This window comes from Paenibacillus sp. GCM10027629 (assembly GCF_042676425.1).
In the GTDB taxonomy this organism is placed as follows: Bacteria; Bacillota; Bacilli; order Paenibacillales; family Paenibacillaceae; genus Paenibacillus_K; species Paenibacillus_K terrigena.
In genome coordinates, this window is the sequence record NZ_JBHTGZ010000009.1 from 1,856,364 (window position 1) to 1,879,855 (window position 23,492).

Annotated in this window: 23 protein-coding genes and 1 pseudogene; 4 read left to right on the plus strand and 20 right to left on the minus strand. The window is 47.2% G+C overall.

The features are described from left to right. Positions 1–90: 90 nt before the first annotated feature. From ACFQZR_RS18140 to ACFQZR_RS18150, 3 genes are all read right to left on the minus strand, one after another. A complete protein-coding gene (locus ACFQZR_RS18140; protein WP_379348901.1) occupies positions 91–1,665 on the minus strand; it encodes a spore germination protein in 1,575 nt (524 codons plus the stop codon). 157 nt (positions 1,666–1,822) lie between these two features. Then, a complete protein-coding gene (locus ACFQZR_RS18145) occupies positions 1,823–2,284 on the minus strand; it encodes a stage V sporulation protein AB (protein ID WP_379348309.1) in 462 nt (153 codons plus the stop codon). After that, positions 2,247–2,882, minus strand: a complete 636-nt coding sequence (locus ACFQZR_RS18150) for a stage V sporulation protein AA (RefSeq protein ID WP_379348311.1) — start codon at positions 2,880–2,882, stop codon at positions 2,247–2,249. The genes ACFQZR_RS18145 and ACFQZR_RS18150 overlap by 38 nt, the downstream gene beginning before the upstream one ends. Before the next feature lie 160 nt (positions 2,883–3,042). On the opposite strand from ACFQZR_RS18150, the gene ACFQZR_RS18155 reads away from it, so the two are divergent. Continuing rightward, positions 3,043–3,375 carry an ArsR/SmtB family transcription factor gene (locus ACFQZR_RS18155; RefSeq protein ID WP_018755255.1) on the plus strand — a complete coding sequence of 111 codons (333 nt, stop codon included), beginning with the start codon at positions 3,043–3,045 and terminating at the stop codon, positions 3,373–3,375. A gap of 34 nt (positions 3,376–3,409) precedes the next feature. Then, positions 3,410–5,626, plus strand: a complete 2,217-nt coding sequence (locus ACFQZR_RS18160; RefSeq protein ID WP_379348313.1) for a heavy metal translocating P-type ATPase — start codon at positions 3,410–3,412, stop codon at positions 5,624–5,626. A 93-nt stretch (positions 5,627–5,719) separates the two neighbouring features. Here ACFQZR_RS18160 and ACFQZR_RS18165 read toward each other — a convergent pair whose 3' ends face one another. From ACFQZR_RS18165 to ald, 12 genes are all read right to left on the minus strand, one after another. Next, entirely contained in the window at positions 5,720–6,448 is a 729-nt protein-coding gene (locus ACFQZR_RS18165) for an NAD-dependent protein deacylase (RefSeq protein ID WP_379348315.1), read from the minus strand. Between the two features lie 176 nt (positions 6,449–6,624). After that, complete coding sequence (gene sigF, locus ACFQZR_RS18170; RefSeq protein WP_018755251.1) at positions 6,625–7,380, minus strand: RNA polymerase sporulation sigma factor SigF; 756 nt, start codon at positions 7,378–7,380, stop codon at positions 6,625–6,627. Positions 7,381–7,391: 11 nt separating this feature from the next. Continuing rightward, complete coding sequence (spoIIAB, locus tag ACFQZR_RS18175; RefSeq protein WP_379348318.1) at positions 7,392–7,865, minus strand: anti-sigma F factor; 474 nt, start codon at positions 7,863–7,865, stop codon at positions 7,392–7,394. Next, positions 7,862–8,215 carry an anti-sigma F factor antagonist gene (gene spoIIAA, locus ACFQZR_RS18180; RefSeq protein WP_018755249.1) on the minus strand — a complete coding sequence of 118 codons (354 nt, stop codon included), beginning with the start codon at positions 8,213–8,215 and terminating at the stop codon, positions 7,862–7,864. Before spoIIAA ends, spoIIAB begins: the two co-directional genes overlap by 4 nt. 104 nt (positions 8,216–8,319) lie before the next feature. Further along, positions 8,320–9,519 carry a D-alanyl-D-alanine carboxypeptidase family protein gene (locus ACFQZR_RS18185; protein WP_379348321.1) on the minus strand — a complete coding sequence of 400 codons (1,200 nt, stop codon included), beginning with the start codon at positions 9,517–9,519 and terminating at the stop codon, positions 8,320–8,322. A gap of 516 nt (positions 9,520–10,035) precedes the next feature. Next, positions 10,036–10,608, minus strand: a complete 573-nt coding sequence (locus ACFQZR_RS18190; RefSeq protein WP_379348323.1) for a PadR family transcriptional regulator — start codon at positions 10,606–10,608, stop codon at positions 10,036–10,038. Next, positions 10,562–12,133, minus strand: a complete 1,572-nt coding sequence (locus ACFQZR_RS18195; protein ID WP_379348325.1) for an MDR family MFS transporter — start codon at positions 12,131–12,133, stop codon at positions 10,562–10,564. Before ACFQZR_RS18195 ends, ACFQZR_RS18190 begins: the two co-directional genes overlap by 47 nt. An 86-nt stretch (positions 12,134–12,219) precedes the next feature. Beyond that, on the minus strand, positions 12,220–13,551 hold the full coding sequence (locus ACFQZR_RS18200; protein ID WP_379348327.1) for a pyrimidine-nucleoside phosphorylase: 1,332 nt from the start codon (positions 13,549–13,551) through the stop codon (positions 12,220–12,222). Positions 13,552–13,961: 410 nt separating this feature from the next. Beyond that, the gene (deoB, locus tag ACFQZR_RS18205; RefSeq protein WP_379348329.1) at positions 13,962–15,149 is read right to left on the minus strand and encodes a phosphopentomutase; all 1,188 of its coding nucleotides are present in this window, start codon (positions 15,147–15,149) and stop codon (positions 13,962–13,964) included. Between the two features lie 29 nt (positions 15,150–15,178). Further along, complete coding sequence (gene xerD, locus ACFQZR_RS18210; protein ID WP_379348331.1) at positions 15,179–16,081, minus strand: site-specific tyrosine recombinase XerD; 903 nt, start codon at positions 16,079–16,081, stop codon at positions 15,179–15,181. 78 nt (positions 16,082–16,159) lie between these two features. Then, on the minus strand, positions 16,160–16,393 hold the full coding sequence (locus ACFQZR_RS18215) for a DUF4227 family protein (protein WP_018755240.1): 234 nt from the start codon (positions 16,391–16,393) through the stop codon (positions 16,160–16,162). Positions 16,394–16,501: 108 nt separating this feature from the next. Then, a complete protein-coding gene (gene ald / locus ACFQZR_RS18220; RefSeq protein ID WP_379348334.1) occupies positions 16,502–17,608 on the minus strand; it encodes an alanine dehydrogenase in 1,107 nt (368 codons plus the stop codon). Between the two features lie 115 nt (positions 17,609–17,723). Between ald and ACFQZR_RS18225 the strand changes: the two genes are divergently transcribed. Next, a complete protein-coding gene (locus ACFQZR_RS18225) occupies positions 17,724–18,875 on the plus strand; it encodes a S8 family peptidase (protein WP_379348336.1) in 1,152 nt (383 codons plus the stop codon). 55 nt (positions 18,876–18,930) lie between these two features. Here ACFQZR_RS18225 and fur read toward each other — a convergent pair whose 3' ends face one another. The 4 genes from fur to ACFQZR_RS18245 form a co-directional block, all read right to left on the minus strand. Continuing rightward, positions 18,931–19,395 (minus strand): ferric iron uptake transcriptional regulator, encoded by a 465-nt coding sequence (gene fur / locus ACFQZR_RS18230; RefSeq protein WP_018755237.1) that lies wholly within the window; start codon positions 19,393–19,395, stop codon positions 18,931–18,933. 97 nt (positions 19,396–19,492) lie between these two features. After that, complete coding sequence (gene spoIIM / locus ACFQZR_RS18235; RefSeq protein WP_379348338.1) at positions 19,493–20,128, minus strand: stage II sporulation protein M; 636 nt, start codon at positions 20,126–20,128, stop codon at positions 19,493–19,495. A gap of 79 nt (positions 20,129–20,207) precedes the next feature. Further along, positions 20,208–21,413, minus strand: a complete 1,206-nt coding sequence (locus tag ACFQZR_RS18240; RefSeq protein ID WP_379348345.1) for an endonuclease Q family protein — start codon at positions 21,411–21,413, stop codon at positions 20,208–20,210. Then, positions 21,410–21,976 (minus strand): NUDIX domain-containing protein, encoded by a 567-nt coding sequence (locus ACFQZR_RS18245; RefSeq protein WP_379348347.1) that lies wholly within the window; start codon positions 21,974–21,976, stop codon positions 21,410–21,412. Before ACFQZR_RS18245 ends, ACFQZR_RS18240 begins: the two co-directional genes overlap by 4 nt. A 121-nt stretch (positions 21,977–22,097) precedes the next feature. Between ACFQZR_RS18245 and mciZ the strand changes: the two are divergent. Further along, positions 22,098–22,181 (plus strand): annotated as a pseudogene (gene mciZ / locus ACFQZR_RS18250) (Z-ring formation inhibitor MciZ); the annotation flags it as partial. Positions 22,182–22,298: 117 nt separating this feature from the next. Here the strand turns inward: mciZ and ACFQZR_RS18255 are convergent. Continuing rightward, entirely contained in the window at positions 22,299–23,423 is a 1,125-nt protein-coding gene (locus tag ACFQZR_RS18255; RefSeq protein WP_379348349.1) for a M20/M25/M40 family metallo-hydrolase, read from the minus strand. Positions 23,424–23,492 lie beyond the last annotated feature (69 nt).

Here is a 23,492-nt window from a genome sequence, read left to right on the forward strand (position 1 = left end):
GGAAATGTTTACGTTCCAAATTTTACAACATTATAGCAAATAATCTGTAGAAGAAGAATGGACTAATTTGCAGATCATTTGTATTTTTATTTATTCGGATTTTTGCTTTCTCATTTTCGTACTATCGACAGTTTGGTTGTAACTCGGGCGTTTTTTCATATTTAGCACAGGCTTACGGATGATAATATTGAGCATCGCCTTTGCATTAAATGGTATGAACGGCCACAGGTACGATGAGTTGTAAGACCGATGCACCGCAAGAAACAAGATGACGATTGTTGATCCGACAACGAATCCAGCTCCTCCAAAAATAGCCACTGCGATCAACAGTAGCAATCGAACAATCCGGTTGGCAAGGGACAATTCATAGCTCGGTGTCGCGAACATCCCGATGGCGGCGACGGCCATGTATAAGATAACTTCGGGAACGAACAACCCTGCCTTCACCGCGACATCACCGAGGAGAATCGCCGCCATTAACCCCATCGCTGTCGAAAGCGGTGTTGGCGTATGAACGGCAGCCATCCGCATCAGGTCTACCCCGATTTCTCCAATGAGAAACTGGACTATTAAAGGCAGCTTACTCGCTTTTTGCGCTCCAATAAAATCAAACACAGCTGGTTTAAATTCAGGATGCGTGGCCATCAGCAACCACATCGGCAGCACGAAAAGTGACGCGAATATACCAATGAATCGCACCAACCTCAAATAGGTCCCCATAAATGGCGTCTGCCGGTTCTCTTCCGCATGTTGACACAAATCGAAAAAGGTCGTTGGCAGGATCATCACAGAAGGGGAAGTATCCACGAATAAGACGATGTTGCCTTCTAATAGTTGAGCTGCAACAACATCGGGTCGCTCCGAATATCTTGCGAGGGGGAAGGGATTCCAGCTCTTGTTAATGATCGCTTCCTCCAGCTGTTTATCAGCTAGCGGCAGACCGTCAATGTCAAGCTCTTTTATCTTGTTGCGTATCGATTCCACATCTCTGGAACTGGCAATATCATCGATAAAGGCAATAGCAACATCCGTCCGTGTTCTTCGGCCCACTTGAATAAGCTCGTAATGAAGTCCTGGATCCCGAAGTCTGCGGCGCACGAGCGTGACATTGGTTAGCAGTGTCTCTGTAAACCCATCACGCGCACCGCGTACGACCCGCTCCAGTGACGCCTCTTCCGGCCCTCTGCCGGGGAAGTTCTTTACATCCATCACTATTGCAATAGATTCATGCTCGATGAACAGTGCACTCCCACCCGCAAGCACTTTGTTAATGGTTTCACTCATCTTATGCACTTTCTCTACTTGAATGTGAGGGATATAGCGTTCGAAAATTGTTTTTACCGCATTCGCGGTCAATTGTTCGGGCATAAGATACGTTAATCGTTCCAATACCAAGGTCATCACTTCGTCTTTAGCAAATCCATTCAAATAGAATAGCCCCGTTCGACGATCTCCGAAGGTCATCTCCCGAAATATGACATCAAAGCTTTTATTAAGGCCAACGACATGCTGCAATGTATTCTTTATTTGTTCAAGCCTTTTTGCAACTTGATCATCCGATTGCCAATAAATAATCGCTTCCTCAATGGTATCCGATTTCTCGCTATTCCGATGATGAGTCTGATCATTATTCTGGTCCTGGTTCCCTTGATCATGACCTTGCATATCCTGGCTACGGTGGTGGTCGGAACGCAAATGTTCTGGAATCGGGTCTGCATCTTTCCCCATGAGATTCATGGCTTCATTCGGAAAATCATTTTCATGGGGTGTGTTGTTATTCGTCTGCATGCTAAATCTCCCTTTATCCTCATCTCAATCTTGTTTAGTGATAAATTAACCAATCAAATAATGACCCAGTTACTTTACCAAGTACCATTGCCATTAATAATCCGAACATGTAACGTACGATACCTAGTCTTTTGGCTAGAATCGGGAGTACATTTAGTACCTCTGTTAGAGCTGCAGCGAGCAATCCGATAAATAATCCATGGAGAAGGCCTATCGATCCAGACAATATCGGTGTGAGCCACGCAATTCCGAATTTGAAATCCCAGAAGTCAGCGACTGTCCAATATAATGAACCGCAGACCATCGCCCCTTCGAACCAATGTACTTTATCGTAAGAGCGCGTTAGTTGGGCTAGCCTCGGTATAATATCCAGCACGATAAATAACGCAACAAGCCCACCTCCCACTGCGATACCTCCAGCCAATCCGATGAATAGATTACTGAATATCACAAGCGCATCAATCACGCGAATCACCTTGTTTCTGAAGCCGATCATATTCTCCTCTCACAACAAAATGATTCAAATTTTCTTGATACAGAAATATCTCAAGCTCAAGCGGTGTCGGCTCCTCATTAAATTTCTTCTTAAATACATGATTAAAAAACACAACCATACCAAAACCTATCCCAATCGAATAAGCAATCTGGAACAAGATAGGCCGCTGCGTCTTCTGTCCCGAGATCAGCTCGACAATGCGTTGTTGTACTTCGAGCATACTCACATCCGCATGGAAATTCATTATAGCGAGTCCAGAGCCGAAGAATAGCAATAACCACACTAGAATGAACAGCAGAACGCTTGGCTTCTTCGGTTGGGTTACAATATCGATCAACACATGAGGCTCGCCAAAATACTCAATTATCATTCCTGGCTCTATCTGATGTACGGCGCGCACAATGCGCAACATATCAATCATAATGATATTGCCATCTTCTTTCCGAGGATGATATAACACGAGCCCTGACAGCCTGTCGTACCAAATGGGATCGATGAGCAGCTCTGCGATATGGCCAAGGGTTATCGATTTTCCTCGCTGAAGTGAAACACGTCTTCGAAGACGTAAATATAGTGTAGGGGGGGATCGAAGTTCCATCCAAAAATGATCCTCCTTTTTTCGGATTTCGTTCCAAGTGTACCCTTAGTATGGTAATTGTTGTTGAAATCTAGTCACTTAATCTCTTGCATCCATCGAGAAGATGTATTACATTATATGTATAGATACTCACATATTCATTAAGGTGGTGTACATACCCATGCATGATCCTAATCAACGTTCCGAAGAATCCCTTCCCTGCACGACCTTGGATGAGGAAACGCTATTCATGGTGTCTCAGACATTCAAAGCGCTGTCCGATACGACACGAATCCGAATTCTCCATTTACTCTCACAGCGCGAATGCTCAGTCAATGAAATCGCTGAAGAATTATCCTTACTTCAATCAACTGTGTCCCATCAATTAAGATTTCTCAAAAATCTAAGACTCGTCAAATTTCGCCGAGCCGGAACAACCCTATACTACTCGCATGATGATCAGCACGTCATGGATTTACTATCTGAAGCGATACACCATGCATGTCATGACTAGCTAGAACCAAGAATAGCATGAGAGGTGAGCTGTTATGGAACAACAACAATTTCGCATACGTGGACTTAGCTGTGTGAATTGCACACGTGAAATGGAAGAAGAAATACGTAAGCTCGAGCATGGCGCTGAAGCGACACTAAGCTATAACACAGGTAAATTAACCGTCAATTCGAATATAGCGCTCGATCAAGTTGAGCAGATTCTACGTCGTGACGGTGCACGAATGGAGCCGCTACATTCATCGAGTCATATCGAACCGAAGGAACATGATGATCATGAACATCATCATCAGCACCATGCTCATGAAGATGGAGAAGACCATCAACATCCAGGCCATGCCCCTAATCACAAAGGTCATGATCACGGGCACGACCACGCACATGATCACGATCATTCGCATGCGGGCGGACAACGCTTACCGATAATCCTCATTACTTCTACGTTGTTATTTGGTATCAGTGCAATTTGGGGCAGCGCCATGGGAAATGCCGTATCCATCGGGATGTACCTGATTGCCATCGTACTCAGCGGATACAGCACCTTTATGCAAGGCGCTCGAAATCTCCTTCGTTTGAAGTTCAATATTGATACATTAATGACCATTGCGTTAATCGGGGCTATTGCCATTGGGGAATGGAAAGAAGCGACGCTCGTTGCAATCCTATTCGGTCTGAATGAGTGGCTTGAAGGACTCGGAATGGAGAAAGCTCGTAGATCGATGGAGGCGCTGCTTCAAGTCGCACCGAAGCAAGCCACACGCATTCGTGATGGTGTTGAATCCATCATTCCGATCGCAGCGCTTCAGGTCTCAGATATCGTTCTCGTCCGCTCTGGTGAGAAGATCCCCTCGGACGGCACGATCATGGAAGGTCACAGTTCAGTGAATGAAGCAGCCATCACCGGTGAGTCGCTGCCAGTTGATAAGCGTGTCGGCGAATCAGTATTTGGCGGCAGCATCAACAATGAAGGGGTCTTGAAAGTTCGAATCGATAAAGCTTATGCGGATTCTTCCCTCTCTCGCATACTTCATCTCGTTGAGGAAGCACAAGAGACGAAGACGCCGACCGAACTGTTCATTAATCAATTTTCAACCTATTACACGCCAGCAGTCATTGTCATCGCCATACTCGTTATGCTTGTACCTCCGCTCTTTCTCGGCGCGAGCTGGGGAGCATGGTTCTATCAAGGCCTTGCCGTACTCATTGTCGGATGTCCTTGTGCACTTATTCTCTCATCTCCGATTGCCATTGTGTCCGGGATTACACGCAATGCACGTAACGGTATATTGATTAAGGGCGGCGTTCATCTGGAGCAGTTAGGCAAGGTCGATACCCTTGCATTTGATAAGACGGGAACACTCACGAAGGGCGAACCGCATGTGGAGAGAACCATCACCTATAATCATGAACGGTTCTACCCTGTTGCCGCGGCGATTGAGAAATCATCCTCCCATCCGCTCGCCAAAGCGATTATGAAAAAAATCGCGGATGCGGATATTGAAATGCAGGAACCGGACTCTATTCAGACTGTACCTGGGCAAGGGATCGTCGCAATGATCGAAGGAACAAGATACCGTGTAGGTAATGAACGGAGCTTAACGGATTTCGATATCCCTTCTACCGCTCAGAAAGATATTGAATCGTTAAAACAGGAAGGGCTCACGCTAGTCCTAATCGCGGATGACGATCATATTCTAGGAATGTTCGGGATTGCGGATGAAATCCGTCCCGAAAGTGCACAAGTAATTGATGAATTGCATCGTCTAGGCATTCGTCGTACCGTAATGCTGACAGGAGACCATGAGCGAACAGCGAGCAAAGTTGCAACCGCGGTTGGTGTGCGTGAAGTTTACAGCGGGCTGATGCCTGAAGATAAAGTGGCACAAGTTCGAACCCTTGCTGCACAAGGGACGGTTGCCATGATTGGGGATGGAATCAATGATGCGCCAGCTCTCGCATCTGCTCAGCTCGGTATTGCGATGGGTAAAGGGACAGACAGCGCCATCGAGGTGGCTGACCTCGTCCTCATGCAGGATCATCTCGGCAAATTACCAGAAGCCGTGCGCATTGCTCGCCGCGTCAATCACGTAATCCGCACGAATATCATCTTCGCGCTCGGACTGAAAATTATCGCGCTCCTCCTCACCATTCCAGGTTGGTTAACGTTATGGTTCGCCATTCTATCCGATATGGGGGCGACGATTATCGTCACTTTGCTCAGCTTGACGATCTTAATCCAGAAGAAACGATAAAATGGAATAGAACACATGAAGAACCTTCGAATGATTAACATTCTAATGATTAAGAGGCTGTCCCTTTAAGGAACAGCCTCTTTCGCTTGATCATTATTCTACAAGCTCAGTTAAGACGCTACCAATGCTATCAGAAATGACGAGGTCCGCCATACGATCCATCGGGGTTGAACTTTTATTAATGAGGATGAACTTGTTGCCCCGATACAACCGGACTAGACCTGCTGCGGGTTGAACGGTCAGCGAAGTGCCAGCAACGATCAGCATATCGGCTTGCTGAATATCATGGGCCGCGCGATCAAGCAGCTCCATATCAAGACTTTCTTGATATAATACGACTTCTGGTTTGATCAGCCCTCCGCATTTCTTACAATAAGGCACGATCCCTTCCGATGCCATCACCGCATCCAGTCCATAACGCGATCCGCAATCCGTGCAACGGTTCCTGTGGATCGAACCATGCAATTCAAGCACGTTTTGGCTGCCTGCTTTTTGATGAAGACCGTCAATATTTTGAGTTATAATCGACTTGAGCTGGCCTCTCTGCTCGAGCCTGACCAACGCTTCATGCGCGGTGTTCGGCATCGCATCGGTATAGACCATTTTGGACTTATAGAAAGTATAGAAATCCTCTGGCCGTTCCCAGAAGAAGTCCCGGCTTAATATGTCTTCCGGTGCATATTTCTCATTCGTCCCTGTGTTATATAGACCACTCGCCGATCGGAAATCAGGAATTCCGCTTTCTGTCGAGGTCCCCGCGCCGCCGAAAAATACGATGTTCCGACTCTCGCTGACGAGCTGCTTCCATTCATTCAACTGCATACGACACCTTCTTTGCTCTTTTCTTCGATCCTTCTATTGTAACAGACAATATCTTAAATTGCCTGATCAGCTCTCGAAAGTCCGGTACTTATTTAGGTTTTGAATACGCAATTACATGGAAGTTTACAAACAAAAAAGCCATGACTGGATTCCAGCCATGACTCTACACGCGACAACTATTGGGCGATCTGTTCTTTGATCAATTGCAGAATCTTCTTCTCTAGCCTTGAGACCTGCACTTGGGAAATGCCGAGCCGCCCTGCCACCTCAGACTGTGTCTGATCTCGATAATATCGCAGATAGACAATAAGCCTCTCGCGTTCGGACAATCCTTCAATCGCATCGCTCAGCGCAAGCTTATCGAACCACTTCTCTTGCGATTCATCCGCAATCTGATCCATGAGGGTGATTGGATCACCGTCATTCTCGAATACGGTCTCATGAATCGACGTCGGAGGTTTGTTCGCCTCTTGTGCGAAGACCACATCCTCCGGTTCAATGCCAAGCGCTTCAGCAACTTCCTTCACCGTCGGCAGTCGATTCAACGTCTTCGACAGCTCATCCTTCATCTTACGGACTTTATTCGCGAGCTCCTTGAGTGATCGGCTTACCTTGAGGGTACCATCATCACGCAGGAACCGCTGAATTTCGCCGATAATCATCGGCACTGCGTAAGTGGAGAACTTCACATCATACGACAGATCGAACTTGTCGACTGATTTCAGTAGTCCAATACAACCGATTTGAAACAAATCATCCGTCTCATAGCCCCGGTTCATAAATCGCTGTACAACTGACCAGACGAGCCGGATATTGCAATTAACAAGTGTATCTCGTGCGATCGAATCACCGCTTTGGCTCAGCGCGATCAGACGTTTGACTTCCGTATCGTCGAGATAACTTTGCGAAGTTTTCTTCAAATCGACATCCATTCGTCCAACCCCTAATTGTATAGAGCTTTCTTAGATTCAATCCGTTTCTTCATGCGGATCCGTGTGCCTGAGCCGAGCTCACTAATCACTTCGAATTCATCCATGAAATTCTCCATTATGGTGAACCCCATCCCTGACCGTTCAAGCTCAGGCTTCGAGGTATAGAGCGGCTGCTTCGCAAGCTCTAAATCCTCAATGCCATGGCCGTTATCTTCAATCGTAATCGATATCGTCTCATCTATGATTTGCGCGGAGATCTTCACGATCCCGTTCGGATCATTGTCATAACCATGAATGATACAGTTGGTTACGGCTTCTGAGACGACCGTCTTCAAATCCGTCAGCTCGTCCATGGTTGGATCAAGCTGCGTAACAAAGGCAGCTACAGCCACCCTCGCAAATGCTTCGTTCTCCGAACGGCTGGCAAATTGCAGTGTCATGAAGTTTCCACCGTTTTGTGTTACATCCTCTAGCTTTTCGCTCATGATACGACCTCCAATTCTGTGAGCGCCGAACGCTCGTTTTCGTAGATGGCCAATATTTTGAAAAGCCCAGATAGTTCGAATAGACGGTGAACCGAAGGGTTCACATGACAGACCACCATTTTACCGCCTAAATTCTTAATTACTTTATATCGTCCAAGAATGACACCAAGACCGGAGCTATCCATAAAGGTCAAGTCTTCCAAGCTTAATACTAAATGCTCCACTCTACCCCTCTGTATCGCCTCATCCATACGTGTACGAACCGTCTCTGCGGTATGATGATCCAATTCCCCGCGAAGTCGCACGATGAGCACTTGGCGGCGCTGCTCAAGCTCCAATTGTAGATTCATGTAGCTCATTCTCCTCTCCGATTGCATGGTTGGTTACTCCGCTTACATTTCTACAACGGAAAAACCAATTCCTGCCTCCCGACAAAACTAGAAGAAACGCGCTATTAATCTACAAAAAACAACTTCGCACAGGTCCGCTTGAACAGTGTCCAGTAGCTGGCTTTACTTACGGCTGCAGGTGCTTCAAGAGAGAATTCCTTCACGACCTCATCCCCTTGATAGACGACGAGCTTTCCAATCGGATCTCCCGCTGCTATTGGTGCTTTGAGCTCGTTCGGAACGACCAGTTCATGCCGAATATTATCGGAAGACTGTTTTCCTTTGCGAAGTAGGATACTATATTGCTGCTTTGCAACGATCGAAAGGGACTCTACGCTGCCCTTCTCAATTTTCACAGAGCCAATGGTATCCCCAACTTTGAAAATCGGATGATTCGTATATTGCGAGAACGCGTAATCGAACATTTGCGTCACTTCTTGATTCCGAGTCTTCGTGTTCGGTTCACCCATCACAACTGCGATTATTCGCAGTGAATCACGCTTCGCTGTGCCAGACAAGCAATATTTCGCTTCCGATGTAAAGCCTGTCTTCAAGCCGTCAGCCCCTGAATAGAATCGTACGAGCTTGTTCGTGTTCACCAGCCAGAACGGCTTGGCTGAATCTTTGCGAAGATAATCCTGGTATACGCCGGTATACTTCGTAATCCCGTTATATTTCAAGAGCGCCTGTGACATTAGAGCGATATCATGAGCTGATGTATAATGATCCGCTACAGGCAATCCGTTGCAATTCTTAAACTGCGTGTCCTTCATACCGAGCTCTTTCGCTTTTGCATTCATCATTTGAACGAAGGCTTCTTCTGTTCCGGCTATTTTCTCTGCCACGGCCACCGATGCATCATTACCGGATGCCATGGCAATCCCTTTGAGCATCTCATCAACTGTCATTTCTTCACCTTGTTCGAGGAAAATCTGGGATCCTCCCATAGAAGCCGCATATTCACTAGTCTGTACGCGATCTGTCAGCTTCAGCTTCCCTTGATCGATGGCTTCCATCACCAATACCATGGTCATAATCTTTGTTATACTTGCTGGTGGCAAGCGATCGTGACTGTTCTTCTCGAAGATGACTGTACCCGTATCCGAATCCATGAGCACGGCAGATTTTGCGTTGGCTGCTAGCTCTGAAGAAGCAGCGGAAGGCTCTGCTGCAGGTTTCTTCGCAGGTTCTGCATAGACAGACCAAGGTACCGCAATCGAACTGATCATAAGGATGCAGCTCCATATCATTAACCTTTTTCTCACAAGAATTCCCCTCCTAAAATAATATGGCCACAAAAAATATAAGTGCAGTCTTAGACAGACTTGTATGGCCATTTTGCTGCTTCTCCTCAGTGTTGGCTATTTGATTGGAAAATATTCCATTGCAAATGTTCAATTTTTCTGTTATTCTATATAGATTCACCGCAATAAAATATTTATTTCCTCTAGAAGTTCCTCTGGAAAGTTAGATCACGATGTAACACAAACCCACTTCAGATTTTCGTATCATCTTTTCTCAAAATGAATTTCATGGTTGTATTCGTACTAATTCACACTGGCGCGGTCTTCGGAGCCGCAAGGATGGAAGAGAGGTAGGGCTTTCATTGTTTTAGTTAGGCATGTATTTCAAACAAAGGAACAACAACATACGCAAATAAGAAGAAACGACTTCGTTGTCCTACGATTGGACGTTAAGCGTATCTTCGAACAAAAAAAAGATCCGATACGCGCAAGGGACACTTGCAACGCTTCGGATCTTGTCTATTATATGCATCTTTTTTATGGAATAGGCTCCCATTGATACGGGTTCCCCTTGACGCCGAGATGACCTCTCACAGCTTCTTCATACACCTCTCGAATCCAATTCAATTCGACCAAGCAATGCTCGTAGGAACTGCGATAGACATAAAGCTGCGACAATGGAGCGGTGGATAACGCATCGTTATACAACTGCTTCATCTCCTTCATCCGCTGCTCCGTCTGGATCAAGTGCGTCTTAAGCTTCTCTTGAAACTTATCCGAGTCGGCATATTCCGAGAAGGTCAATACGCCGCAGATCGGCTTCGAAATGGATATCGGCTTCTCCATTTCTTTATGAATGGATCGCTTCAGTAATTCGATCCCAGAGGCTGTAATCCGATAGATTGTCTTGTCTGGTCGGTTACAGCCCTTCTGAACCTCACACACCTCGATATGCCCATCCTTACGCAATTGATCAATGGCATAGTATAGAGAACCTTCTTGGATCTTCATGTAATACGCCATGGAACGTTCTTTCATGCGTTGCTTGAGCTCATAGGGGTGGCTATCTGACTCCATCAGCAGTCCGAGGATGGCTAGCTTGATCGACATGATTGTCACCTTCTTTGCCGTCCTTGGTCTTGCCTGGTACTTCGAGCCTTGCATTCCCCATCAAGAAGATGAATATCGCCGCGAGTGCTGCAATAACAATAGACCATTGGAATACATAAGCGATCGAATCGGCAAGTCCAGACAACAGCTGATGCAATGCATTCGCTGGAATCATCTCTCTAACTTCCGGTTGCAATAGCCCACGGCCATCACCCAATTTCGCAGCAAAAGCGGGATCAATTTTGGATTGAATCGCATCTTGCAGATGACGGGATTGGAGCGTTCCGTAGATCGTAACGCCAATCGCTGAACCAATCGTCCGGAAGAACGTATTCAAGGAATTCACCGTACCGCGTTGATGGAACGGAATATTCGTTAAGGCTGCAATCGGAATGGTCGAGAACGACGCCCCGATACCAAGACCCATAATGACCATATACATCGTAATCATTGATTTGCTTGTGTCAATCGTAATCGTACTCAGCAAAATCACGGATAGAAGTACGAGCGCAACGGATACACTCAATATGGCACGATACGAAAACTTGTTAATCAATCGGCCGCCTACAATACTACTGATGACATTAGAGAACATCAGCGGCATGAGTACCAACCCCGCACTCGTCGCCGAGCCTTCGAATACCCCTTGAATGAACAACGGAATATACGTTGCACCCGCTATCATCAATGCGCCGTAGAAGAATCCGACTGCCATACAAGATCTGAACAATTTGTTCTTGAATAGCCCCAGTGGAATAATTGGTTCCTTCGCAATCGTCTGCTGCCCGAGGAAGAGTGCTAATAACACGACAAATCCAGCAAACATACCGATGATCGGCCATGAATCCCAACCATAACCTTCCTTACCGCCAAGTTCAAGCGCGAACATTAAGCAGAGAATCGTCGCAATCATGAGAATGGTTCCGATCCAATTGATCTGCTGTTTCTTATTATCCTTCGACTCATGATACGCAGACAGGATAATAAAGAATGAAATGACACCGAGCGGTAAGTTGATGTAGAAGATCCACGTCCAATTTACATAATCCGTGAAGAATGAACCCGCGAGAGGACCCATTACCCCGGAAATACCAAATACGGCACCAAATAACCCTTGCATCTTCCCACGTTTCTCCGGTGGAAAAATATCAAATATAATCGTAAAAATAACCGGCATCAATGCGCCGCCGCCGATCCCCTGAATCGCGCGGTAAATGATAAGCTGGTTCATGTCCTGTGCCATACCGCATAATGCGGAGCCTGCCATGAAGACAATCAACCCGAACATGAAAAACCGCTTTCGACCGAACATATCAGACAGCTTACCAAAAATCGGCATCCCTGCCACACTCGCGATCATATAGGCTGAGAACACCCATACGAATTTATCCAAACCGCCGAGTTCCTTCACGATCGTCGGCATCGCAGTGGATACAATCGTCTGGTCCAGCGCTGCAAGAAGCAGTGCCAGCAGCAAGCCAGTTACGATCAGCGTCTGATTCCCCTTTTTAACTTCTGTAGACATCCTTCATTCCTCACTTCTTCTCACAAAATCAACCACTTCATTAGTATACTCAAATTTGAGTAACATACAAGCGTTTTTTCATGTGATTAGAAGCGCTGAACGCCATCTTTCGTGACTATAGCGTATACTAGCGGCTTCAATTCTCCGCGCTGCTCAGCGATCTGATAAGCTTCACGCACACGTGCGATGGCCGTCTCACGCTGCGCCGCATTTTTGCCATTCACATGCAGTGTTGCAAGCGTCTCACCGACCTTAACGGCATCCCCAATCTTCTTGCGAAGTACGATACCTACGGCGAGGTCAATCTGTGAATCCTTTGTCTCTCGCCCCGCGCCTAACGTCATCGCCGCAAGACCAATTTCCTCTGCCTGAATGGCTGTTACATACCCCTCTGCTGTAGCCGTCACATCGACAAGTTCTGCAGCCGTAGGAAGTTTCGATGTATCTTCAATTTGCGAACTATCCCCTTGCTGCGCTTCGACCATTTCTTTCAATTTCGACAATGCTGTACCATCTTGAATCAGCCCTTCGAGCTTCGCTCTTGCTTCCTCAACCGTTGCAGCTTGTCCGCCGAGCATCACCATATACGCTCCTAAGATCAGCGTCAGCTCCTCTAAATCTTTTGGTCCTTCGCCACGAAGCGTCTCTACTGCTTCCTTCACTTCAAGCGCATTCCCGATACCGAAGCCTAGCGGCTGATCCATATCACTAATGAGTGCAATCGTGTTCCGTCCAACTTCCGTGCCGATATCAACCATCGCCTGTGCGAGCGCAATCGAATCATCCAGTGACTTCATGAATGCCCCGCTCCCTGTCTTCACATCGAGGACAATCGCATCCGCGCCTGCAGCGATCTTCTTACTCATGACGGAGCTTGCAATGAGAGGAATACTTTCTACTGTCGCTGTCACGTCTCGCAGACCGTAGAGCTTCTTATCCGCTGGCGTAATATTGCCGCTCTGACTGATCACGGCAGCACCAATTCGGTTCACTTGGGCAAAGAACTGTTCACGTGTTAATTCAACGGAGAATCCCGAGATGGATTCGAGCTTATCAATCGTACCGCCCGTATGCCCTAGGCCACGACCTGACATTTTCGCAACGGGAACGCCTGCAGCCGCAACGAGCGGTGCGAGTGCGATCGTCGTCTTATCTCCGACACCGCCTGTGGAGTGCTTGTCTACTTTCACCCCGTGCACTGGGCTTAAGTCAATCACATCGCCGGAATGTGCCATCTCCAGTGTCAAATCTGCTGTCTCACGAGCCGTCATGCCTTTATAAAAGACAGCCATCGCCCACGCAGACATCTGATAATCCGGGACGCTCCCTTCGCTATATCCTTGGATCAGAAATGAAATTTCTTCCCGTGTTAATTCTTCGCCGTCTCTTTTCTTCTGAATGATGTCTACTGCTCGCATTGTTTCAGCCTCCTGAAATGTTATAATGTGACAAAATTGTGAACGATTAAATAAAGGATTATAGCTTCTAGAATCTGGATAAAATGATAAATATCAAATATCTAGGAGTGATACCGATCGAAGCTCATATGAACGCTGATGATGTCATTGACCAGATTCGAAGATTACACCAAAATGGAGAATCTTTGAATAAGAAAAGTATCAAAAAGTCTCATCCCGAGCTGATGCAAAATGCACTTTACTACTACCCGAGTTGGGACCATGCCTTACAGAAAACAGGCATTCAGTAAATTTCGACAGCTATCTAACCCAGCCCAGACGTTTCACATAGGAAGTTGAAAGAACCGGCAGGTCCTGCTTCAAGCGGAACCTGTCGGTTCTTTGTTGTAGACCCGCATGTCGGGCGACGTTCACTGCAGCTGTTGCAGGAAGCTCGTGCCATGGTATGGCGGGTTCACATCAAAGTTCTCAGCGATCGTCGCGGCAAGATCAGCGTATGTCGATCTTACACCAAGTGATTCTGGATGCTTAAGCGCTGGACTGTAGACCAGAACCGGTACATATTCACGCGTATGATCTGTTCCCGCATGAATCGGATCATTCCCATGGTCGGCTGTGAGGACGAGCATATCCTCCTCACCAATCCGCTGCATGATTTCAGGCAGCCGCAGATCGAAAGCTTCCAATGCGTGTCCATAACCTTCAGGATCCCTACGATGGCCGTATAACGAATCAAAGTCCACCAAATTGGTGAACAGCAGTCCTTGGAAAGGTTGATCCAGCGCATCGATCGTCTTCTGAATACCGTCATCATTGCTCTTCGTTGGATGCGTTGCGGTAACCCCTTCTCCCGTAAAAATATCATTGATCTTGCCAACCGCAATAATATCTCGGCCGGATGCTTGAACCGCATTCATGACTGTCGGCTCCGGCGGCTTCACGGCATAATCATGACGGTTCGGTGTCCGCTTGAAGGAACCAGGCTGCCCTACATAAGGACGTGCGATGACGCGACCTACAGAGAATTCAGGCGCCATCGTCAAGCGGCGGGCAATTTCACAAGCACGATACAATTCATCGAGCGGAATAACATCTTCATGAGCAGCCAATTGGAATACACTATCAGCAGAGGTGTAGACAATCCATGCGCCTGTTCGCATCTGCTCCTCACCAAATTCATCCAGAATCTCTGTACCTGAAGCCGGCTTATTTGCGAGTACTTTGCGCCCTGTCTCTTCCTCAAATTTCGAGATCAACTCGGGGGGGAACCCATTCGGATATGTATTGAATGGCTTATTGATCTTCAGCCCCATGAGCTCCCAGTGTCCAGTCATCGTATCTTTGCCGACAGAGACCTCGGCCATTTTCCCAAAATATCCTTTAGGGCTGGCTGCAGGTTTGACTGATCCCAGCGGAGCAATATTCCCTAATCCTAATGCAGCCATGTGCGGCAGTTTAATATTCGGCATCCGCTCAATAATATGCCCTAAGGTATGGGAACCACGATCCCCGAATTTATCGGCATCAGGCAGTTCTCCAATCCCGACACTATCGAGCACAATGACACATATTCGCTTGAATGATTTCTTCTGACTCATCGCTGTCCAACTTCCTTTCAGTCTTGTCATCAAGTCAATCGCGCTCTTGGATGCGCATGTTCGTATACATCCTTCATGCTTCGCTTGGACGGCAGCATATACATTTGGGTTGTGGAAATATCTGCGTGCCCGAGCATCTCCTGCACCGAACGCAAATCCGCACCATTCTCAATCAAATGTGCAGCAAAAGAATGCCTCAGCGTATGCGGCGTTATTTCATGTTCAATATCCGCTTCCTTCGCATACTTCTTAATAATTTTCCAGAACCCTTGCCTTGTGAGCCTTGTCGAGAGCTGATTGACGAACAATGCTTGCTCCTCCCCATTACCCTTCAACAACTTCTCACGCGCTTCATGAATATACTCTGCTAATTGCACTGCTGCAATTCGCCCGAGTGGAATAATCCGTTCTCGACCATTTCCTGCGGTGCACCGAATAAAGCCGAGATCCAAATGTACATGATCTAAATCCAGCGAGATCAGCTCAGAGACCCGGATTCCCGTCGCATAGAGAACTTCTAGCATCGCCTTGTCTCGGATGCCTTGCAGCGTCCCACTTGGAGGAGCATTTAACAGTCTCTCAATTTCCTCAACCGTTAATACGTTAGGCGCCTTCTTCTCCAGTCGGGGCGCTTCCATCTCAATCGAAGGATCCATCACAATTCGCTGATTACTTAACAAGTAATGAAAAAAAGACCGTATCGATACAATACTGCGCGACAAAGTCGACGGCGCGCGTCCCAGATGCTTAAGGTGCATGATGTACTGTGCAACATCCGTCTTCTTAATCGCCCTAATATCGTCAATATGCGGCTTCTGACTCATATAGGAAATAAATTGTGTGAGGTCGCGTTCATAAGATTCAAGCGTATTCCGAGATAATCTTTTCTCCTCCGAGAGAAAATGTATAAAGGCTCGCAGATGTTTGTCCATTCAATCAAGCTCCCTTATCATTATCATCTCTACTTCATTTCAACATCGAGCCTTTAATCTCCTGCACCGGAAGGGGATTCACTCGCCATACCAATAAAAAAGTTTCAATCTTTCCTTCATCGATTCATGTGGGGCTTCAGACATATCCTGATGAAATACCTTCATCGCTTTGCCTTGCGGCTCACGATAACGATCGACTGGCGTAATCCATGCGGACACAATACTCAGAACTTGGACCATAAAATAAGTGAACGCGAGGAATAGAATCAAAAACCGGAGCCGCTCCAGCCATTTGCGTACGGAGAAGATCATTTCAATCCACCTGCTTTACGACAGAGTTATTTACCACATCGTATGACAAGTCCTACGGATTTATGATTTTACTCAGACGCTAAGACTAGATGAAGCAGCTCCCACCTCTTAAATATTCAGCGGTGCATATGGTTTACCTACCGCCTCGGCTACGGCACGGTACGTCACTTGACCCTTATATGTGTTCACGCCAAGAGATAATGCAGGATTCCCTTGCAAGGCAGCTACAATCCCTTTGTTCGCGATTTCTAGGGCATAGGGAAACGTCACATTCGTAAGTGCAAAAGTTGATGTGCGAGGCACAGCACCAGGCATGTTCGCAACAGCGTAGTGAATAATGCCGTATTTCTCATATACAGGATTATCATGGGTCGTAACGCGATCAATGGTCTCAATCGAACCGCCTTGATCCACAGCTACATCCACAATGACAGCGCCTTTCTTCATCGTACGAACCATCGCATCCGTCACAAGTCGCGGTGCACGTGCACCTGGAATCAGGACCGATCCAATCAATAAGTCGGCTGTCTTCACGGCTTCGCTAATATTATGTTGATTCGACATTAACGTTCGTAATCGACCCCCAAACAGATCATCCAAATAACGCATTCGATCGGCATTTCGCTCAATAATCGTTACACTCGCCCCAAGCCCGATCGCCATCTTCGCCGCATTCGTTCCGACGATGCCTCCGCCTAGAATAACGACCTCACCCACAGGTACTCCTGGAACGCCACCAAGGAGAACACCACGTCCGCCAAAATATGCCTCTAGGAAGTGGGCGCCAACTTGTACGGACATTCGGCCTGCGACTTCACTCATCGGTGTTAGAAGCGGCAAGCTGCCATTAGGCAGCTGGATGGTCTCGTAAGCAATACCTGCAACGTTCTTCGCGAGCAGTGCATCGGTTAACCCGCCTGCCGCCGCGAGATGCAAATAGGTGAACAGGATCTGATTTTCTTGAAATCGATCATACTCCTCTGGCAATGGTTCCTTCACCTTCATAATCATCTCTGCTTGCTGCCATACTTGTTCAACAGAACATACAACGGCCCCCGCCGCTTCATATTCAGCATCCGTGAAGCCGCTCCCAACGCCGCAGCCCTGCTCTACGAGCACCTGATGACCGCTGCTGATCAATTGCGCTGCACCGCCCGGAATAAGCGCTACACGGTATTCATTGTTTTTGATTTCCTTCGGTACGCCAATAATCATTTGAACGCCTCCACTGTTATCATAATAATCAGGCTCTATCCTTGTAGCACCCCATGGCTTTCGTCCACATACGCTAGTGGTAATTCATTCGTTGAAAAGGTGGGATTTAAGCCACATGGGGAAACTGCACTCAATGCTTGCTGCTGCGATTGAATCAAAGGCTACAAAGCACAGTCAGCGGAAAATCATTATTTTTAAAGACAACAAAAGCTATCATCAGTGTGTGCGTTTTTTGAAAAACAATAACATCATTCCGCTCAAACAAGTAAAAACAGCACGCATGGTCTGCTGTCATGTTCGAAATCCGAAACAATTGCATGACCTTTCCAAGCATCCCAAAATTCACAGTATCGAGACCGATATTCCCGTCAAAGCACACGGCAGCGTCAAAGCTGGAAAACGGTCATTAGCTCGTTCCTTCAAAATTCCATGGGGAATACAGCGTATAAAGGCACCGCAAGTATGGTCCATTTCACGAGGTCAAGGCATCCGGATCGGCATCATCGATACAGGCATCGGACCGAGTACAGATCTGAACGTCTTCGGCGGCATTAACACGATCAATCCGAAACAATCCTTTCGTGACAATAACGGCCATGGAACTTTCGTCGCTGGGGTCACAGCTGCCCGAGGGAATCGCAATATGATTACAGGATCTGCACCTTTTGCTAAATTATATTCGGTGAAGGCGCTGGATGCTTCTGGCAATGGGTTCGTCTCCGATATTATTGAAGGGATCGAGTGGTGCATCCAGCATCGTATCCAAATCATTAATATGAGTCTCGGACTCAACCAACATAGCGCTTCCCTTCGTCGCGTTGTTCGCAAAGCCCATCGAAAGGGAATTGTTATCGTCGCTTCCGCAGGGAACAGCGGTGAAAATTCAGGAGGAATCGATGAGCCAGCGAAATATCCCGAAGTCATCGCCGTCGCTGCATCCAATAAACGCAATCAAATTGCAGATTTCAGCAGCCAAGGCAAAGGGATCGACCTAACCGCACCAGGCGCAGATATCGTATCGCTGCGTATCGGCAAGGGAACGACCACCGGCTCAGGCACATCGTTCTCCGCTCCGCATGTCACAGGGAGTTCAGCCCTTCTCCTTCGCCTCAATCGACGTCTATCTCCGAATCAAATCAACAAATTGATGACATCGACTGCCGTAAAGTTGAAAGGCTATTCCAGACTTGCTCAAGGCGCCGGCCTGTTACAAGTGAATCGCGCAGCACTGAAGCTCATTAGTGCCAGCAAGAAGCGCAAGCGTTAATGTGGTAACAAAAAAAGCTCTTCGGGTCTCATGACGAGACTGAAGAGCTTTCGTGTTAGGAATCCATCCCTTTATTCTTTTCCTTTTCCTTGCATCTGCTACATATGCCTTGAAAGTCAAGCCGATGGTCAAGCACTGTAAAGTTGAACTCGGCCTCGAGACGTTCTTCAAGCGGTCCAAGCCAGTCTTCACGAATCTCATCCATAGCTCCACATTGTACGCAAATTAAATGATGATGGTGGTGTTTGTTACTATCCGTACGAAGGTCGTAACGGGCAACTCCATCGCCGAAATTTAATTTCTCAACAACATGCAGTTCACTGAGCAGCTCAAGGGTTCGGTATACAGTAGCCAATCCGATTTCAGGCGCTTTGTCTTTGACGAGCATAAAGACATCTTCCGCACTGAGGTGATCGTCTTCATTTTCGAGCAATACCCGGACTGTTGCTTCACGCTGCGGGGTTAGCTTATAACCTTGCGATTGAAGCTGCTGTTTAATTTTATCGATCCGCTCTTCCATCATGACCCCCCTTTACACCTTTCCGCATGCCTTTTCATTGTTTTCATTATAGGGTGTTAGGGCGAATAAAGTCAATTCATTTACTAGATTCGACCCCTTAGGCGGCCACTAATAACATTGGAGCAACCCACTGCATCAAGGTCGGAGAGACCCAAGTCTCGAATGCCGAAATACCGAGCAATGTGACAGCCATTGTCGCTGTTAAGGTCACGTACGTAAGAAATGGTTGTTTAATCATGAAATTCCGACGCATCATCACACGACTCCGGATCATATACAGGGAGAAAGAAATCGCGGCTACACTGACGATGAAGAGCACTGGAATCGCAATCATATTCTGCGGTGCAATGGAGACGAGTGCGAATAGGACCCCTTTCCAAGCAAATTGTCCTGCGAGCAGCCCTACCGAAAATCCGATTAAGACCCCTTTCACGAAGTCCAGTACAAGAATAAAAGGCAAACCGACCACAGACAACCCTAGAACCCAGATCAGCAGTACCCATTTCATATTATCAAATGCGCTCGTCCAGAACGTCTGCGAGGCATACTGCGTATTCTTCCCATCCATCGTATGAATGAAATTACCGACATATCCGCTAAGCTCCTGCTGCTGCTCAAGCGAGAGCGCATTGACCATCAGCGCCCCGAATACGACTCCTACAATAAATAAAACAGCTACAAAAACATATAAACTCATCTGATCGCGAAATGTCTGGCGAATTAACTGCACCATCGTTGTTCCCTCCCTTGTATATCTATTACTAGATTATGAGAGGGAACGATAGAGTATGATTAAAGTTGTCAGAACCTTTTCATATTTTCGTAATTTTGCCGTAGGTTCCCCCGCCACCTGCTACAATGCCTAGTTTTCCTGTTCTTGCTTGAATAATTTCATCCGCGAGCACTTCTCCCACTACCTCAGCCAACTCCTGTGCAATTGCTCGATGCAGAATATGCATCTCCGTACCGAAGCGCGCAAGGAGTGCCTCCCGTTTCTTCGGACCCAATCCAGGTAAAAATTCAAGAGGTACCTGATAGTGATACGGAGGGCGGTAAGCAGGAAGGATAGGCTCCTCACGATCTGCAATATCGCAAATGCGATCCATTACACCACGTACGAACTTCGCTGCGTCGCAATAAGGACATCTAGCCGCTGTCGACGTGCCTTCATCAATAATGGATTCGCATTGCTTACAGTAAGTCCGATGATATTTGCCAAGCCGGGGGTTCAGCCCGTAATTCGCCGCCACATGCCGATCCGCGTCTCGGTTCAATACCCGAGCAAACTCCTCAAAGTTCGGCGCTGCCATCTGCAGCACATTGTATTCTCTTCCGATCTTCGCCAGGGAATGCGCATCGGAATTCGTCAAGAAAGAATATCTGTCTAATTCAGAGATGAGTCCAGCCATCTCCGAATCCGCGCTTAACCCCAATTCAACCCCATGAATCTGATCCAGATCCAGCAAGTCCGCCATCCGCGCAGAACAGCTGCCGTAGACACTCTTATGCGGCGTAAAAATATGGGCAGGCACGAACAATCCGCCCCGACTTACGACCTCAGATTGCAGTTCTCTTGCTGTCACATAAATACGCTGCGAACTGAGCTCTACATTCTTCATATGACGTGACATCCAGGAGGTGAACTCCTGCATGTGGGTCAACGTGGGCAAATAAATAAGTAAATGCGCTGCACCCATGCCAGGATCACGAACCTCAATCTCACTGCCGAGCAAGATCGTCGTATCCTTATAGCGAATCCCTCCGCCATCTATTTCTTCCATCTCTCCTCGATCCAGACAACGCATAATATCCGTCTGAACGGAAGGCGCATGGCTGTCGATAATACCAATCAATTCAATGCCTTTCCGATTGGCCGCTTCATGCGCAATATTGGCAAACGTCAAATCCCGACTCCCACTAATCTTCACCGCATTCCCCTGCTCGGTTCGGCCAATATGAATGTGCAGGTCAGCAAAGTAATGTCGAAGTGCCGTTGGATCCTTACTGTACTGCATCATCCGATTTGCCCTGTTAATGTGTAGAGCTTCCACGCGTATACTGCCATCATGGTCTTCGCATCTCGAATACGTCCATCAACGATATATTGTTCAGCTTGAGCCAATGTGATCACCTTCGCGTCCACGAATTCATCTTCATCGAGGTTGCGCTCACCTTGCCCTAGTTCCTCAGCAATATAGAGATGGATCATCTCATCAGCAAACCCTGGTGAAGTATAGAACGAGCTATGATGCCGAATTTGACCGCAGCGATACCCCGTCTCTTCTTCTAACTCTCTTCGAGCCGAATCCATCGGATCTTCGCCGGCATCCAGCTTCCCAGCAGGAATCTCAACCAGTGAGCGGCCTAAAGGCTTACGGTATTGCTCGACGACCAGCATCCCTTCCGGCAGCAATGCAAGTACGCCGACAGCGCCAGGATGCTTCACGATTTCTCTCTTAGCCGTGTTCCCATCGGGTAGTCGAACGGTATCCACTTGTAATGAAATGACTCTTCCTTGAAAAATAGGCTCCGTGCTAAGGGTAATCTCTTCGAACTTCTCCTTCTGATCTGTCATGGTCATTCAACTCTCCTTATTTTTCCACTGATTTTTGGATTGGGCTGCATAACTTGTCCCATGTGTTCATATGACTGAATTATATCAAATTGTAAGCCCAAGACCTAAACCTTAGGAGGACGATCGGATGAAAATTTATATCGCTCAGGAACAATTGCAACTGGTTGGTAAAGCATGGGAAATCCGTCATCATCTACGCCAGCTGGGAAAGGGGCAATCCGGACAGCCATCGTTACATGCAGTTCTTCAATCCCGTACCTCATCGCCTAAAAATCCAAAAACTCCTTAACGATGAGCATCATCGCTAAGGAGTTTATAATTTCACTTATTAATTAACGAGTTTGACGATTTCGATGACAAGCTGCGTCAAGCTAACCATGTCTTCCACCTTGATCCGTTCCTTGGTTGTATGAATATCTTCATAACCAACGGACAAGTTCACGGTCGGAATGCCAAAGCCATTAAAGATATTCGCATCACTGCCACCGCCAGTATGGAATGTTCGAGGCGTCTTGCCAATATTCCGAATCGCCTTCATTGCAAGCTGTACAACCTCGTCTTGCTCCGTGTATTTGTACGCCGGGTATAGAATGACATGCTCAAATTCCGCGCGTGCTCCCATATCTGCCGCAGCCGATTCCAGGGCCTCTTTCATCGAAGCGACTTGAGCCTCCACTTTGTCTTGGACAATACTGCGCGCTTCTGCGTCAATCTGCACGAAGTCACACACGACATTCGTTGCTCCGCCGCCTTCGAACTTTCCGATATTCGCTGTCGTCTCATGATCAATTCGGCCTAATTTCATCCGTGAAATTGCCTTGCTTGCCACTTGGATCGCACTTACGCCATCCTCTGGGTTCACACCCGCATGTGCGGACTTGCCGTAGATTTTCATAAAAATCTTTGCTTGCGTCGGTGCAGCAACTGCTATGCCGCCGATTTCACCGTTCGAATCGAGTGCATAGCCGTATTGCGCTACCATATGCTTCGCATCCATCGAACGAGCCCCGAATAAACCGGACTCCTCACCGACTGTAATCACGAATTGTATTGGTCCATGAGGAATGTTGTTCTCTTGCATCACTTGAATCGCTTCGAACATCGCAGCAAGACCTGCTTTGTCATCTGCCCCGAGAATGGTTGTACCATCACTGCGTATGTAGCCATCTTCTCCGATGCTTGGCTTAATCCCTTTGCCAGGTGTTACGGTATCCATGTGCGATGTGAAGAAAATCGTTGGGAGATGTTCTTGCCCTGCCGTAGCCGGAAGCGTCACGAACAAATTGCCTGCGCCATGACCGGTTTTCTCAGCTGCATCATCTTCCGTCCACGATAATCCGAGATCCGTAAATTTTTGTTTTAACACTTTGGAGATTTCCTGCTCGTATTTCGTCTCGCTATCAACTTGAACCAAGCTAATAAATTGCTGTACTAATCGATCTTGTTGTACCATCGGACTTCCCTCCCGTGTCATCATGCGTTAAAATAGAACTCAACCCCGAACACTTACACATTCAATTCT

Bases quoted from the DNA above. Each gene is read 5' to 3' on its own strand.
- ACFQZR_RS18255 (WP_379348349.1), bottom strand. From the start codon at position 23,423: ATGGTACAACAAGATCGATTAGTACAGCAATTTATTAGCTTGGTTCAA.
- fur (WP_018755237.1), bottom strand. From the start codon at position 19,395: ATGGAAGAGCGGATCGATAAAATTAAACAGCAGCTTCAATCGCAAGGT.
- ACFQZR_RS18165 (WP_379348315.1), bottom strand. From the start codon at position 6,448: ATGCAGTTGAATGAATGGAAGCAGCTCGTCAGCGAGAGTCGGAACATC.
- ACFQZR_RS18200 (WP_379348327.1), bottom strand. From the start codon at position 13,551: ATGCGAGCAGTAGACATCATTCAGAAGAAAAGAGACGGCGAAGAATTA.
- ald (WP_379348334.1), bottom strand. From the start codon at position 17,608: ATGATTATTGGCGTACCGAAGGAAATCAAAAACAATGAATACCGTGTA.
- xerD (WP_379348331.1), bottom strand. From the start codon at position 16,081: ATGGACAAACATCTGCGAGCCTTTATACATTTTCTCTCGGAGGAGAAA.
- ACFQZR_RS18245 (WP_379348347.1), bottom strand. From the start codon at position 21,976: ATGACCATGACAGATCAGAAGGAGAAGTTCGAAGAGATTACCCTTAGC.
- spoIIM (WP_379348338.1), bottom strand. From the start codon at position 20,128: ATGGTGCAGTTAATTCGCCAGACATTTCGCGATCAGATGAGTTTATAT.
- deoB (WP_379348329.1), bottom strand. From the start codon at position 15,149: ATGAGTCAGAAGAAATCATTCAAGCGAATATGTGTCATTGTGCTCGAT.
- ACFQZR_RS18225 (WP_379348336.1), top strand. From the start codon at position 17,724: ATGGGGAAACTGCACTCAATGCTTGCTGCTGCGATTGAATCAAAGGCT.
- spoIIAB (WP_379348318.1), bottom strand. From the start codon at position 7,865: ATGAGCGAAAAGCTAGAGGATGTAACACAAAACGGTGGAAACTTCATG.
- ACFQZR_RS18145 (WP_379348309.1), bottom strand. From the start codon at position 2,284: ATGATCGGCTTCAGAAACAAGGTGATTCGCGTGATTGATGCGCTTGTG.
- ACFQZR_RS18240 (WP_379348345.1), bottom strand. From the start codon at position 21,413: ATGATGCAGTACAGTAAGGATCCAACGGCACTTCGACATTACTTTGCT.
- spoIIAA (WP_018755249.1), bottom strand. From the start codon at position 8,215: ATGAATCTACAATTGGAGCTTGAGCAGCGCCGCCAAGTGCTCATCGTG.
- ACFQZR_RS18155 (WP_018755255.1), top strand. From the start codon at position 3,043: ATGCATGATCCTAATCAACGTTCCGAAGAATCCCTTCCCTGCACGACC.
- ACFQZR_RS18160 (WP_379348313.1), top strand. From the start codon at position 3,410: ATGGAACAACAACAATTTCGCATACGTGGACTTAGCTGTGTGAATTGC.
- sigF (WP_018755251.1), bottom strand. From the start codon at position 7,380: ATGGATGTCGATTTGAAGAAAACTTCGCAAAGTTATCTCGACGATACG.
- ACFQZR_RS18195 (WP_379348325.1), bottom strand. From the start codon at position 12,133: ATGTCTACAGAAGTTAAAAAGGGGAATCAGACGCTGATCGTAACTGGC.
- ACFQZR_RS18150 (WP_379348311.1), bottom strand. From the start codon at position 2,882: ATGGAACTTCGATCCCCCCCTACACTATATTTACGTCTTCGAAGACGT.
- ACFQZR_RS18215 (WP_018755240.1), bottom strand. From the start codon at position 16,393: ATGATCTTCTCCGTACGCAAATGGCTGGAGCGGCTCCGGTTTTTGATT.
- ACFQZR_RS18140 (WP_379348901.1), bottom strand. From the start codon at position 1,665: ATGCAAGGTCATGATCAAGGGAACCAGGACCAGAATAATGATCAGACT.
- ACFQZR_RS18190 (WP_379348323.1), bottom strand. From the start codon at position 10,608: ATGTCGATCAAGCTAGCCATCCTCGGACTGCTGATGGAGTCAGATAGC.